The sequence below is a fragment of the Aestuariivirga sp. genome (assembly GCF_047600585.1).
GTDB lineage: Bacteria > Pseudomonadota > Alphaproteobacteria > Rhizobiales > Aestuariivirgaceae > Aestuariivirga.
Genome location: NZ_JASGKP010000001.1, coordinates 86,207 through 98,795 on the forward strand (window position 1 = coordinate 86,207; position 12,589 = coordinate 98,795).

Genomic DNA, 12,589 nt, shown 5'->3' on the forward strand with positions numbered 1-12,589 from the left:
AGGGAGAATACCCATGACTACACAATTCACGTCCTACATCGATCTTGCGCAGGTGGTGCTTTACCTGTTCATCGGCTTCTTCGCGATCCTGGTGTACTACCTCCACCGCGAAAACAAGCGCGAGGGCTATCCGCTGGAAAGCGAGCGCTCGCAGCACATCACGGTCCAGGGTTTCCCGCCCGTGCCCGCGCCCAAGAGCTTCCTCCTGCAGGATGGCACCACGGTGCAGGCGCCCCGCGCCGAACCCCGTGACCTGCGTCCCGTGAATGCAACCCCTGCCGCCAACTTCCCCGGCGCGCCGCTGGTTCCCAACGGCAATCCGATGACGGCGGGCGTCGGCCCCGGCGCCTATGCCGAGCGCCGCGACGTTCCCGACCTCACGCTGGGCGGCGCACCGAAGCTCGTGCCGCTGCGTGCAGCACCCGGCTTCTATGTCGATCCGGAAGATCCGAATCCGGTGGGCATGGCGGTCGTCGGCGCCGATGGCGCCAAGGGCGGCGTGATCTGCGATATCTGGGTCGACCAGTCCGAGCACCTCATCCGCTACTATGAAGTGGAAACGGGCGAGAAGGGCCAGAAGCGCAATGTGCTTCTCCCCGCCAACCTCGCGCGTGTGGTGGGTGCGGCCCGCGAAGTGCGTGTGAAGTCGATCCTGGGCAGCCAGTTCGCTTCCGTTCCGGTGTCGAAGAAGCCGGATGTGGTCACCCGCCTCGAAGAAGAGAAGATCTTCGGCTTCTATGGCGCGGGCACGCTCTATGCCACGCCGCAGCGTGCGGAACCGATGCTGTGACCCACGAGAGCGACATCATCCCCGCCGGCCTTCCGGATTATCTTCCGGAGGGCGAGACGCTGGTGTGGCAAGGCAGGCCGGACTGGTTCCGGCTTGCCCGTGACGCCTTCCACGTCAACAAGGTGGCGATCTACTTTGCCGTGGTCATTGCCGGCCAGGCAGGTTTGCGTCTTGCTTCCGGTTCAAGCTGGAACGAGGCGCTGAAGGCTGTGCCGGTACTGGTGGGGCTTGCCGTTGCGGCCTGCGCCATCATCCTGGTGCTGTCCTACATCAGCGCCCGGACCACGCACTACACCATGACCACCAAGCGGGTCATCATGAAGGTGGGCATCGCGCTCCCCGTCATCATCAACATTCCCTACAGCCAGGTCGATGGAGTGTCCTTCGCCCTGACGGGGGGCAACCGTGGCAACATCGTCTTCAAGCTCGGCGGCAAGGTCCGCCTCGCCTACCTGATGCTCTGGCCCCATGCCAGGCCTTGGGCCTTCAGCAAGCCGCAGCCCTGCTTCCGCGACATTCCCAATGTCGAAGCGGTGGCAACGCGCCTTGCCCAGGTGATCGGCGGCCACATGCCGAGTGAAACCAAGCAGGCTGCCGATGCCGGCGGCCGGCTGGTCCCAGCGGAGTAAGGATCATGAGCGTCTCCACCACAAGCCAGGACATCATTCCCTCACGGGTCTTTGCGGCGATCGTCGCGGGGCTCGTCGGTGTCGTGGCCCTCGTGGCGGTGATGCGGCTGGGGAGCACCGGCGGGGAGACCGTTCCTGCCGGTGCTCCGCAGTCCTCGCTGGACATCAAGGTGGAAGACGGAAGTGCCGGCAGCGTGATCGTGAAGAACGCCACGTCCGGCCAGGTCATCCAGGTCTTCAAGGCGGGCGAGGGCGCATTCCTCCGCGCGACGTTCCGTGCACTGATCAATGACCGGCGCCACAAGGGGCTGCCGGAACAAGGAGATTTCAGGCTGGAGGCCGACAGCGCCGGCCAGCTCAACCTGATTGACGCGGTCACCGGCAAGAGGCTCGTCCTCAACGCCTATGGCCCCGACAATAGCGCGGTCTTCGCCGCATTCATGTCCAACCAGAAAGGAGAGGGTCAATGATGAATCCCTTCGCCGTAAAATCGAGCGAACACGTCATGTGCACCGTCAATGTCGTCAATACGTTCGAGAGCCTTGCAGCCCATGTGGTGCTGGATGGCGATGTGAAGATCAATCCGGGGGACGAGGTTCTCGTCCACGGTCCTGAAATCCGCGTGCCCTATGGCGAAACGCGGAGCGAACGCCGCGAGGCAACCATCACCCGGGCCAACTGGCTGGAACGCAAGTGGACCGAACTCACCGGTGACCTGGAATACATGGAACTGCTCGAATTCTCCTTCTCAGAGGAGCGCCTGTCATGACCATCGAGAAACTCGGCATCAAGGCGAAGAGCACCACCGAAATGGCCGCGGCGAGCACCGTTCTCAGCCCGCGCTTCTACACCACCGATTACGCCGCCCTCGACCGCATCGACGTCTCTTCGGTGCGCGAGGAATGGGACCGCCTGCTGCAGGAAATGCGCGACGATCCCAACAAGACCCATTTCCGCCGCACGGAGGAATGGGACAAGGTCTCGCTCGATGACCTCGAGCCGGGCCTGCGCAAGGAGTTCGTCGACTTCCTGGTGAGCTCGCTCACGGCGGAGTTTTCGGGCTGCGTGCTCTATGCGGAGATGCGCAAGCGCGGCACCAACCCCGATATGGTCGAACTCTTCAAGTTCATGAGCCGCGATGAATCCCGCCATGCCGGCTTCATCAACGACACGCTGAAGGACTTCGACATCGGCGTCGACCTGGGCTTCCTGACGAAGGCAAAGAAGTACACCTACTTCCAGCCCAAATTCATCTTCTACGCGACCTATCTCTCGGAGAAGATCGGCTACGCCCGCTACATCACCATCTACCGCCACCTGCAGAAGCATCCCGACCGGCGCTTCCATCCGATCTTCAAGTGGTTCGAGAAGTGGTGCAACGACGAGTTCCGCCATGGCGAGGCCTTTGCCCTGCTGATGCGCGCCAACCCGCACCTGCTGGAAGGCATCAACAAGTACTGGGTGAAGTTCTTCCTGCTCGCTGTTTTCGCCACCATGTATGTGCGCGATCACCAGCGGCCCTATTTCCACGAGGCGCTCGGCGTCGATCCCAAGGAGTACGGGCGCACGGTCTTCCGCACCACCTCGGAGATCGCCCGCCAGGTCTTCCCGCTGGAGATCGACATCGACAATCCGAAGTTCTTTGCACTGCTCGAGCAGTTGCTGGAGATTTCGGACAAGGGTGCCGCGGCGGCTGCCAAGGGTGGCCTCTCCGGCAAGCTCGCCAAGCTGGGCACCAGCCTCAAGGCAGGCTTCGTCTTCGCGCGGCTGATGATGATCCCGGCAAAGAAGAACGATCTTCCCGAAAACATCCGGCTGGCGCCGAGCTATTGACGCCATGATCACTGCCGCCGCCATCCTGTTTGTGGTTCTGCTGTGGGGCATCTCCACGGCTGTCATCTTCTTTCTCGACAGCCTGCCGCCCCGCACCTTCCCGTACAGCATGACGGCGGCCACACTTCTTGTCGGGCTCGGGCTTGTCGCGGTCTGGTGGTGGCAGGACGATGCCACCGTGCTGGCGGTGGGCATGAGCTTCGCCGCGGGCCTCCTCATCTGGGGCTGGACGGAGATGGCGCTCTACATGGGCTATGTCACCGGCCCCCGGAAGCAGCGCTGCCCGGCCGGCTGTTCCGGGCCCGCCCATTTCGGCCATGCGGTGGCCGCCAACCTCTGGCACGAGCTGCTGGTCGTCGGGCTTGCAGGCTTGATCTGGGTCACAGACAACCAGACGGCCCTGTGGTGTTTTGTCATGCTATGGCTGATGCACCTCAGTGCAAGGCTCAACGTATTCCTGGGTGTTCGCAACGTCAGCGAGGAATTTGTGCCGGATTCCATGGATGTGCTGAAGGGTTTCCTCCGCCGCCGCAACATGAACTGGCTGTTCCCGTTTTCCATGGCCGGACTGGTCGGGCTGATCTACATTCTTCTTACCCGCTTCTCGGGTTTCGAGGCCACCATGGCCGCCACCCTTGCGGCAATTGGCCTCCTTGAGCACGTCCTGCTCATGCTGCCACTCCCCATCGAAAAGCTGTTCCGCTGGTCCCTGTCGGACAGCCATAAATCTGCCGTGACGCACCCGTCTAAGGACGCCGGGCGTCACAAGAATCACAACCATCCACTTCTGGGAACGTTGACATGAGCAAGACCTTCTTTGACCACCAGGCCTATTTCTCATCTCAACTGGATCACCTGAAGGACGAGGGCCGCTACCGGGTCTTCGCCGAACTGGAACGCAAGGCGGGTGATTTTCCCCATGCCAAGCAGCACGTGAACGGCGAGGTCCGCGACGTCACCATCTGGTGCGCCAACGACTACCTCGGCATGGGCCAGCACCCCAAGGTGATCGACGCCATCTGCACCGCCATGCGCGCCTACGGCACCGGCGCCGGCGGCACCCGCAACATTTCCGGCACCAGCCACGAGCATGTGCTGCTCGAGCAGGAACTCGCCGACCTCCACGGCAAGGAGAGCGCCTTGCTCTTCACCTCGGGCTACGTTTCGAACTGGGCCGCCCTCGGCACGCTGGCGAGCGGCATTCCCGATTGCGTCGTTCTCTCCGACGCCGGCAACCACGCCTCGATGATCGAAGGCATCCGCCATAGCCGCGCCGAGCGCCGCATCTTCAAGCACAATGACCTTGTCGACCTTGAGCGCCACCTCAAGGAAATCCCGCCGGAGCGTCCCAAGCTCATTGCCTTCGAATCCGTCTATTCGATGGATGGCGACATCGGCAACATCAAGGGCATCTGCGATCTCGCCGACAAGTATGGCGCCATGACCTATCTCGACGAAGTGCACGCCGTGGGCATGTATGGCCCGCGCGGCGGCGGCATTGCCGAGCGCGAAGGCCTGATGCACCGCATCACCGTGATCGAGGCAACCCTCGGCAAGGCCTTCGGCGTGGTCGGTGGGTATATCGCTGCGTCCAAGGAACTCTGCGACTACATCCGCAGCTTCGCGTCGGGCTTCATCTTCACCACAGCACTGCCGCCGGCAATTGCCGTGGGTGCGCGCGTGGCCGTCGCCCACCTCAAGCAGAGCGACATGGAGCGCCAGCGCCAGCGCCGTGCTGTCGCCAAGGTGCGCGCCGCGCTCCGCACCATCGGCATTCCCGTGATGGAGAACGAAAGCCACATCGTGCCGGTGATGGTGGGCAATGCCGCCAAGTGCAAGATGATCAGCGACATCCTGGCCGACAAGTACGGGATCTACATCCAGCCGATCAACTATCCGACCGTGCCCAAGGGCACCGAGCGCCTGCGCATCACGCCCTCGCCGTTCCATACGGATGAGGACATTGCCAAGCTCGCCCACGCGCTCTCGGACCTCTGGAACCACTGCGCCCTCAGCCGCGCCGTCGCCTGATCCGAACGGCGCGCAACGCTCCCCTTCCCATGCGGTCTTGGCGCAGGCGTTTTCCTGTGCTGTGATGCAGTGCAATATCCGTCCGCCCTCGCGCCTTCCCCGGGTGCCCGCTGGCGGATGCCTTGATTATGGACCCTGAATGACCCGCCCCATCAATTTCCACGAATTGGCGAAGCTCTCGCCGGAGCAGCGCCGCAAGCTGCAGCAGCGCACTGAAACGGACCTCACGGATTTCGAAGCCAAGGTGCGCCCCATCATCCAGGCGGTGCGCAACGAGGGCGACGAGGCGCTGGCCCGCTTTGCCCGTGACTTCGACAAGGCGCCGGTGAAGGCGGGTGAGATTGCCGCGACGGAAGCCGATTTCGCGGCCGCCGAAAAGGCGCTCGACCCCAACGTGCGGGAGGCGATGGAATTTGCCGCGCATTCCATCCGCAAGTTCCATGAAGACCAGATGCCGGAGGAGATGTGGCTGCACGAGGTGCGCCCCGGCGCCTTCGCGGGTGACCGCTCGCTGCCGATCCCGTCGGTCGCCTGCTACGTGCCGCGCGGCAAGGGGGCGTTTCCCTCGGTCGCCCTGATGACGTCCATTCCGGCAAAGGTGGCGGGCGTGAAGGACGTGATCATCATCACCCCGCCCGGCCACAACGGAAAGATCGATGATGCCACGCTCGTTGCCGCCCGCATGGCGGGGGTGCAGGGCGTCTACAAGGCGGGTGGCGCGCAAGGCATTGCCGCTGTGGCCTATGGCACGCAGGCGGTGCCGAAGGTTGCCAAGGTGATCGGCCCCGGCAGCCCCTGGGTTGCGGCCGCCAAGCGTCTCGTCTCGCATGTGATCGACACGGGCTCGCCCGCGGGCCCGAGTGAAGTGATCATCTTCGCCGATGACACCGTTGATGGTGCACTCGCCGGCCTCGATCTTCTGATCGAAGCGGAACACGGGCCGGACAGCTCGGCCTATCTCGTCACCTGGAGCCGCCGTGTGGCAGAAGAGGCGCTTGCCGCCATTCCCACCTATTGGGCAAAGATGGGCGAGCAGCGCGTCTCCTATTCCTCCACCGTTCTGGGCGGCCCCATCGGCGGCATCGTGCTCGCCCGTGATGAAGACGACGCCATCGCCTTCTGCAACGAATATGCAGCCGAGCATCTCGAGATCCTTGCGAAGGAACCCTTCGCCTATCTCGGCCGCATCACCAATGCGGGCGAGATTCTGCTTGGCGAACATACGCCCACCACGCTCGGCAACTTCGTCATCGGCCCCAACCATGTGCTGCCCACGAGCGGCTGGGCCAAGACGGCGTCGGCCGTCTCTGTGTTCGATTTCCTCAAGCGCAACTCGATCGCCTATGTCACCAGCAAGGGCTATCCCGAGCTTGCGCGCCACGCCCATGCCCTCGCGACCTACGAAGGCTTCGAGGCCCATGCCAATGCCGTCTCGCCGCTCCGCGACAAGATCCTCAAGCGATAACCTCAACCGCAAGACCAAAAAGGGAAGCACATGATGAACTGGACCCCCACCCGCCGCTCGCTCCTCAAGGGCACCGCCGCGCTTGCCGCCGCAACACCCTTTGCCCGCGTGGCCTTCGCCGACGACATTCCCACGGCACCCGAGGCCGGCGATATCAAGATGGGCATCGAGCCTTGGCTGGGTTACGGCCAGTGGCACATCGCCGCCAAGAAGGACCTCTTCAAGGCGCAGGGCCTCGGCAATGTCGAGATCGTCAACTTCAACACCGACGCCGACATCAACGCCGCCCTTGCGGCAGGCCAGCTGCAATGCGGCAACATCGCCACCCACACGGCCGTGAACTTCATCGCCGCCGGCCTGCCGCTCAAGATCGTGGCGCTGCTCGACGTCTCCAAGACGGCTGACGCGATGATCTCCGACGGCTCGGTCACCGACATCAAGGGCCTCAAGGGCAAGCAGGTGGCCTATGAGGAAGGCACCACCAGCGACATCCTCCTCAACTATGCCCTCACCCAGAACGGCATGACCATCGCCGACATCGAGAAGGTGCCGATGCCTGCCTCCGACGCCGGCTCCGCTCTCATCGGCGGCAAGGTGCCTGTGGCCGTCACCTACGAGCCCTACCTCACGCTCGCCATGCAGCAGAACAAGGCGGTGAAGATGATCTACAGCGCGGGCGAGAACCCGGGCCTCATCTCCGACGTCTTCGTGGTGCGCGAGGAATTCCTCAAGGAAAAGCCGGGCCAGATCGTGGCGCTGCTCAAGGCCTGGGATGCGGCCCTTGCCGACTACCGCAAGGATACGGCGGGTGGCCGCGCCATCATCTCGGAAGCGGTGGGCGCCAAGCCGGAAGAACTGGCGACCGCCTTCGACGGCGTCGTCTACTACTCGCTCGCCGAGAACAAGAGCGAGTTGGGCGGAAATTTCACCACAAAGGTGGTGCCGGAAGTGCACGCCGCGGCGCGTACCGCGGGCATCCTGCAGAAGGATGTGGACCTCTCGACCGCCATCGACGCCCGGTTCGTGGATGCCGCAACCAAGTAAGCCGGCAAGCAAACCGGTGAGGCGGCCCGCCTTCGCGCTGGGCCGCCGCATCTCCACCGCCGAATTCCTCGGGATTGCGGGCCTCGTCTTCGCGGGGCTTGCCATTCTTTGGACGCTCGTCACCGAAGGCGGGCTCATCCGGGCGCTCTTCCTCCCCTCACCGCTGCAGGTGCTGGCAAGGCTCGGCGAATTGTGGAACTCGGGGCAGCTCATGACCGACATGGGTGTGAGCATCTACCGCATCACCTTCGGCTTCATCGTGTCGACCATCGTCGCCATGCCCATCGGCATCCTGATCGGCAGTTACCGGCGCTGGGAAGCGGCGATCGAGCCCTTCGTCGATTTCATCCGCTATATGCCCGTGGTGGCCTTCGTGCCGCTCACCATTCTCTGGGCCGGCACGGGCGACGTGCAGAAGCTGCTCATCATCTTCATCGGCACCTTCTTCCAGCAGGTGCTGCTCATCATGGACAATGTGAAGTCGGTGCCGCGCGACTTCATCAACCTCGGCCGCACCCTGCAAATGCCGCAATGGCGCATCCTGCAGCGGATCGTGTTGCCCAGCGCCTGGCCCGCCATCTGGGACTCGCTCCGCATTTCCCTCGGCTGGGCCTGGACCTGGCTGGTGGTGGCGGAACTTGTCGCCGCGACGTCAGGCCTCGGCTACCGCATCACCACGGCGCAGCGCTTTTTCCAGACCGATCTCATCTTCGGTTATCTCCTCATTCTCGGCCTGCTCGGTCTTGCCACAGACCAGGTGATGAAGTGGGCGGGCCGCAAGCTCTTCCGGTATCTCGATGTCCGCTGACAAGCTGGTGATCGCCGGACTGGGCAAGACCTTCCGCTCTTCGCAGGGTGAGACGGTGGCGCTGAAGGGCGTCGACCTCACCGTGGGCGAGAACGAGTTCGTTTCGCTTGTAGGCACGTCAGGCTGCGGCAAGTCCACGCTTCTCTCGATTGCGGCGGGCCTCGAGGAGCAGAGCGAGGGCCGCATCACCATCGACGGCGAAGACATCACGTCCCCCGGCCTCGACCGCGGCGTCGTCTTCCAGAGCTACACGCTGCTGCCCTGGCTCACCGCGAAGCAGAACGTGGAATTCGCGCTCCGGGCGGCGGGGCAGGCGGGTGCCGCCCTCAGGGATGCGGCACAGGAACATCTCGAACTTGTCGGGCTGCAGGGCTTCGAGAACGCCTTTCCGGCGGAGCTTTCGGGCGGCATGAAGCAGCGCGTGGCGATCGCGCGGGCGCTGAGCTACCGCCCCAAGATGCTGCTGATGGACGAGCCCTTCGGGGCGCTCGATGCGCTTACCCGCCATCACATGCAGGAACTGCTCACCGGCATCTGGGAGAAGCACCGCCTCACCGTGCTGTTCATCACCCATGATGTGGAGGAGGCGGTCTATCTCTCCGACCGGGTGGCTGTCATGACCAACCGCCCGGGCCGCATCAAGACGGTGATCCCCGTCGATCTGCCGCGCCCGCGCCACTACGGCATGGTGGCGACGCAAGCCTTCCAGGATCTGCACCGGGCGGTGCTCGATGCCATCCGCAGCGAGTCGCTTGCTGCCGCGAAGCTCTCGTCTGCCCTGAAAGACTGATCTCAGCCTGCCATGTCGATGACGACACGGCCGACGATCTTGCCCTTGCGCATTTCGTCCAGCGTGGCGTTGATGTCCTCGAGCTTGATCTTGCGGATCGTTGCCCGCACCTGATCATTGGTGGCGAAGGCGATGGCCTCGTTCAGGTCCTGCCGCGTGCCGACGTTGGAGCCGCGCACCGAAAGCTCCCAGTTGGTGATGGCCGAGATCGAGGTGCGGATCTCGTCGGCCTTGCCGCCGGGAAGGCCGATGTAGGCCACCGTGCCGCCCGGCCGCAGCATGAGGATCGCCTGTTCGAAGGCCTTGCTCGCCACGGCGGTGACGACGGCGGCGTGGGAGCCGCCGATCTGCTCCTGGATCGCTGCGACGGCATCGACGGCGGCGCCGTTCACCAGGACTTCGGCGCCCAGCGCCTTGGCGAGGGACAGTTTCTCGGTTGCCACATCGACAGCGGCGACGCGAAGCCCCATGGCCTTGGCATATTGCACGGCGATGTGGCCGAGGCCGCCGATCCCCAGGATCGTCACCCACTGGCCGGGGCGCGCGCCCGTGCGCTTCAGGCCGCGATAGGTGGTGACGCCGGCGCAGAGAATGGGAGCGAGCGCATAAGGATCGGCATCGTCCGGCAGGCGGCCCACATAGGCGGCGGGCGCCACCAGGTATTCCGCATAACCGCCGGGCTTGGTGTAGCCCGTGGCTTCCGCCTGCTTGCAGATGGTTTCCATACCGCCCAGGCAGAATTCGCAGGTGCCGCAGGAGGAATACATCCACGGCACGCCCACATGGTCGCCGACCTTGAAGCCCGTGACGCCTTCGCCGATCCTGGCGATGCGGCCTGCCACCTCGTGGCCGGGAATGAGGGGAATGACGGGCGGCGGCGTCCAGTCGCCGTCCACGGCGTGCAAGTCGCTGTGGCAGACGCCGCAGGCGGTCACCTTGATCAGAAGGTCGCCATGGCCGGGTTCCGGCACCGGCACCTGCTCGATCGTGAGCGGCGTCTTGAGGGCATGCAGAACTGCGGCTTTCATCGTGGCGGCCATGGTCGTCTCCCGGTTGTCGTCACCCTGCTTAGCGGGTCTGGCGCGATTGCGGCCATATCTCCAAAGCGATAAGGTCGGGGACCATGGGTGCACGTCTCGTTTTGCTGGAACAATGGAGCAAGGGCATTGCGCTGCTTGCGGGAACCGTGGGGGAACCGGAATTTCCCCCGGCGCTGCTCGAGGCGGTGCGCCGCCTCGTCGACTTCGATTTCATCATGGCCTTCGCCTACCGGGGCCGCGAACAGCCACTGATGCTGGCTGACACGCTCACCGCGCCCCGCCATCAGGTGATCGCCGTCGACTATTCGGCGGGGCCCTTCATGCTCGATCCCTTCTACCAGCTGGTGAGCAGCGGCGTGCACGACGGCTGCCACCGCCTGCATGACATTGCGCCCGACCACTTCCGCCGCAGCGAGTACTTCCGACTGCACTATGGCCGCACCGGCATCGGCGAGGAGATCGGCTTTGCCTTCCCCATGGCGGGCGGGTTCACCGGCGTCACCTCCTTTGCCCGCTGGACGGACTCGCCGCCGGTGACGCGGGGCGAGATGGAGGTGCTGCGGGCCATCGGCCCCGCCATTTCGGCCCTGTCCTCAAGGCACTGGTACCATGCCGGAACGGAAACAGAGGGGCAGCCGCTTCCCACCTCGCTTCCCGGCCTGCACCAGCGCGGCTTCCAGACCCTCTCGGTCCGCGAGCGCGAAATCGTCAGCATGATCCTGCAGGGGCATTCGACAGAGTCCGTGGCGCTCCGCCTCGACATCAGCCCGGGCACGGTGAAGGTTCACCGCAAGAACATCTACCGCAAGCTCAAGGTCTCGTCGCAGGGCGAACTCTTCGCGGCCTTCATGGGGCTTTCGCCCGCCCACCAGCCATATATCCCAAGGGATATTCCGGGTGCGACGGATATCCCGCAATCTCGGGTGAAGATCATCGCGGGAGGAAAGACATGACAAAAACCTGGTACAGCGATCTGCCGAAGTATTATCAGAACCAGATCAAGGCCATGGGGCTGGACGAGGCAGGCCTTGCCCGCCGCCGCTTCATGAAGGGTGCTGCCGCAGCTGCGGGCGTTGCCATGCTCGGTGCCCACTCGCGGCAGGCGAGTGCCGCCACGCAAATGACCTACATGTGCTGGGAAGGCTACAACGACCCGCGCATCATCGATCCCTTCAACAAGGCGAACGACACCGAGATCGGCTTCGACCTCATCGTCGACAGCCCCGGCGGCTTCGCCAAGCTGCAGGCGGGCGCCTCGCGCGAGGTCGATCTCGTCTCGAGCGACATGCCGTGGATCACCCGCATGGGCCCGGCAGGCCTCGCCATGGAGCTGAACCCGGACGACTACGCCGACGTCTATGCAACCTTCTACGACCAGTTCAAGCCGCCCTTCGAGCCGCTGATCAACAACGGCCAGACCATCGGCGTGGCCACGCGCTGGGGCTGGGTGGGACCCTGCGTCAACACCGACGTGACCAAGCCCGAGGTGTGGAAGACCTATGACCCGGTCTTCGATCCCGCCAACAAGGACAAGATCTGCGTGATGGACTGGGGCGACTGGCCGATCCTGCCCATGGCGCTCCATGCCGGCATCAATCCGTACGAGGAACTGGACCAGGCGGCGCTCGACGAAGTGCGCAAGGTGCTGCGCGCCATGTTCAAGAACACCCGCACCATCGTGGGCGATCTCACCCAGGCGCAGAAGGGCCTGCTCGATGGTTCGCTGCTGGGCTGCATCGGCGCCGGTTCCTACCTCACCTCGGCGGTGCGCAAGCAGGGCCACCGCAACATCATGGGCCTCGTTCCCGAACCCAAGAACGGCCTGAAGCAGGGCATCATCTGGGTGGAGGCAACCGCCATCCTCAAGGAAACGGACCAGCCGGAACTGGCCCAGAAGCTGCTCAAGCATGTGGTCTCGAAGGACTCGGGCAAGATCCTCTCGCTCCTCGATTCCACCTGCAACGTGGTCACCAACAAGGCGGTGGAAGAGCTTTATTCCGCCGACGAAAAGGACATCCTGCAGGTCGACTACATGTGGCACGCCTGGGACAATTCCCAGATGCACCGCATCGCCCCCAACATCGACGAGATGCTGGCGATCTGGCAGGAAGAACTGGCTGCGGCCAAGTAAGTGCAATATGCATGAGGGGCGACATCCG

General features: G+C 64.0%; 14 protein-coding genes. 13 read left to right on the forward strand and 1 reads right to left on the reverse strand.

Annotated elements, in window-relative coordinates; genetic code table 11:
* The first annotated feature begins 13 nt into the window (after window positions 1–13).
* From puhA to QM801_RS00385, 11 genes are all read left to right on the forward strand, one after another.
* Entirely contained in the window at window positions 14–790 is a 777-nt protein-coding gene (gene puhA, locus QM801_RS00335; protein WP_415017220.1) for a photosynthetic reaction center subunit H, read from the forward strand.
* Window positions 787–1,419, forward strand: coding sequence for a photosynthetic complex putative assembly protein PuhB (gene puhB, locus QM801_RS00340; protein WP_415017221.1), 633 nt, complete (start codon window positions 787–789; stop codon window positions 1,417–1,419). The genes puhA and puhB overlap by 4 nt, the downstream gene beginning before the upstream one ends.
* A gap of 5 nt (window positions 1,420–1,424) precedes the next feature.
* Window positions 1,425–1,889, forward strand: coding sequence for a photosynthetic complex assembly protein PuhC (gene puhC, locus QM801_RS00345; protein WP_415017222.1), 465 nt, complete (start codon window positions 1,425–1,427; stop codon window positions 1,887–1,889).
* Entirely contained in the window at window positions 1,886–2,188 is a 303-nt protein-coding gene (locus QM801_RS00350; protein WP_415017223.1) for a hypothetical protein, read from the forward strand. The genes puhC and QM801_RS00350 overlap by 4 nt, the downstream gene beginning before the upstream one ends.
* A complete protein-coding gene (gene acsF / locus QM801_RS00355) occupies window positions 2,185–3,252 on the forward strand; it encodes a magnesium-protoporphyrin IX monomethyl ester (oxidative) cyclase (protein ID WP_415017224.1) in 1,068 nt (355 codons plus the stop codon). The genes QM801_RS00350 and acsF overlap by 4 nt, the downstream gene beginning before the upstream one ends.
* Window positions 3,253–3,256: 4 nt before the next feature.
* Complete coding sequence (gene puhE / locus QM801_RS00360; RefSeq protein ID WP_415017225.1) at window positions 3,257–4,057, forward strand: putative photosynthetic complex assembly protein PuhE; 801 nt, start codon at window positions 3,257–3,259, stop codon at window positions 4,055–4,057.
* Window positions 4,054–5,283, forward strand: coding sequence for a 5-aminolevulinate synthase (gene hemA / locus QM801_RS00365; RefSeq protein WP_415017226.1), 1,230 nt, complete (start codon window positions 4,054–4,056; stop codon window positions 5,281–5,283). The genes puhE and hemA overlap by 4 nt, the downstream gene beginning before the upstream one ends.
* 139 nt (window positions 5,284–5,422) lie before the next feature.
* On the forward strand, window positions 5,423–6,748 hold the full coding sequence (gene hisD, locus QM801_RS00370) for a histidinol dehydrogenase (RefSeq protein ID WP_415017227.1): 1,326 nt from the start codon (window positions 5,423–5,425) through the stop codon (window positions 6,746–6,748).
* 30 nt (window positions 6,749–6,778) lie between these two features.
* Complete coding sequence (locus QM801_RS00375) at window positions 6,779–7,792, forward strand: ABC transporter substrate-binding protein (RefSeq protein WP_415017228.1); 1,014 nt, start codon at window positions 6,779–6,781, stop codon at window positions 7,790–7,792.
* Window positions 7,776–8,600, forward strand: a complete 825-nt coding sequence (locus QM801_RS00380) for an ABC transporter permease (RefSeq protein WP_415017229.1) — start codon at window positions 7,776–7,778, stop codon at window positions 8,598–8,600. Before QM801_RS00375 ends, QM801_RS00380 begins: the two co-directional genes overlap by 17 nt.
* A complete protein-coding gene (locus QM801_RS00385; RefSeq protein WP_415017230.1) occupies window positions 8,590–9,390 on the forward strand; it encodes an ABC transporter ATP-binding protein in 801 nt (266 codons plus the stop codon). The genes QM801_RS00380 and QM801_RS00385 overlap by 11 nt, the downstream gene beginning before the upstream one ends.
* Before the next feature lie 2 nt (window positions 9,391–9,392).
* Here QM801_RS00385 and QM801_RS00390 read toward each other — a convergent pair whose 3' ends face one another.
* Window positions 9,393–10,430, reverse strand: coding sequence for a zinc-dependent alcohol dehydrogenase (locus tag QM801_RS00390; RefSeq protein ID WP_415017231.1), 1,038 nt, complete (start codon window positions 10,428–10,430; stop codon window positions 9,393–9,395).
* A gap of 83 nt (window positions 10,431–10,513) precedes the next feature.
* On the opposite strand from QM801_RS00390, the gene QM801_RS00395 reads away from it, so the two are divergent.
* Both QM801_RS00395 and QM801_RS00400 read left to right on the forward strand, forming a co-directional pair.
* A complete protein-coding gene (locus QM801_RS00395) occupies window positions 10,514–11,383 on the forward strand; it encodes a helix-turn-helix transcriptional regulator (RefSeq protein WP_415017232.1) in 870 nt (289 codons plus the stop codon).
* A complete protein-coding gene (locus QM801_RS00400; RefSeq protein ID WP_415017233.1) occupies window positions 11,380–12,561 on the forward strand; it encodes an ABC transporter substrate-binding protein in 1,182 nt (393 codons plus the stop codon). The genes QM801_RS00395 and QM801_RS00400 overlap by 4 nt, the downstream gene beginning before the upstream one ends.
* Window positions 12,562–12,589: the final 28 nt, after the last annotated feature.

What these genes read in the sequence shown, in the direction of transcription:
- QM801_RS00385 (WP_415017230.1), top strand. Translation starts at nt 8,590, where the DNA reads ATGTCCGCTGACAAGCTGGTGATCGCCGGACTGGGCAAGACCTTCCGC.
- QM801_RS00395 (WP_415017232.1), top strand. Translation starts at nt 10,514, where the DNA reads ATGGGTGCACGTCTCGTTTTGCTGGAACAATGGAGCAAGGGCATTGCG.
- QM801_RS00375 (WP_415017228.1), top strand. Translation starts at nt 6,779, where the DNA reads ATGATGAACTGGACCCCCACCCGCCGCTCGCTCCTCAAGGGCACCGCC.
- hemA (WP_415017226.1), top strand. Translation starts at nt 4,054, where the DNA reads ATGAGCAAGACCTTCTTTGACCACCAGGCCTATTTCTCATCTCAACTG.
- QM801_RS00380 (WP_415017229.1), top strand. Translation starts at nt 7,776, where the DNA reads ATGCCGCAACCAAGTAAGCCGGCAAGCAAACCGGTGAGGCGGCCCGCC.
- QM801_RS00400 (WP_415017233.1), top strand. Translation starts at nt 11,380, where the DNA reads ATGACAAAAACCTGGTACAGCGATCTGCCGAAGTATTATCAGAACCAG.
- puhC (WP_415017222.1), top strand. Translation starts at nt 1,425, where the DNA reads ATGAGCGTCTCCACCACAAGCCAGGACATCATTCCCTCACGGGTCTTT.
- QM801_RS00390 (WP_415017231.1), bottom strand. Translation starts at nt 10,430, where the DNA reads ATGGCCGCCACGATGAAAGCCGCAGTTCTGCATGCCCTCAAGACGCCG.
- QM801_RS00350 (WP_415017223.1), top strand. Translation starts at nt 1,886, where the DNA reads ATGATGAATCCCTTCGCCGTAAAATCGAGCGAACACGTCATGTGCACC.
- puhA (WP_415017220.1), top strand. Translation starts at nt 14, where the DNA reads ATGACTACACAATTCACGTCCTACATCGATCTTGCGCAGGTGGTGCTT.
- puhE (WP_415017225.1), top strand. Translation starts at nt 3,257, where the DNA reads ATGATCACTGCCGCCGCCATCCTGTTTGTGGTTCTGCTGTGGGGCATC.
- hisD (WP_415017227.1), top strand. Translation starts at nt 5,423, where the DNA reads ATGACCCGCCCCATCAATTTCCACGAATTGGCGAAGCTCTCGCCGGAG.
- acsF (WP_415017224.1), top strand. Translation starts at nt 2,185, where the DNA reads ATGACCATCGAGAAACTCGGCATCAAGGCGAAGAGCACCACCGAAATG.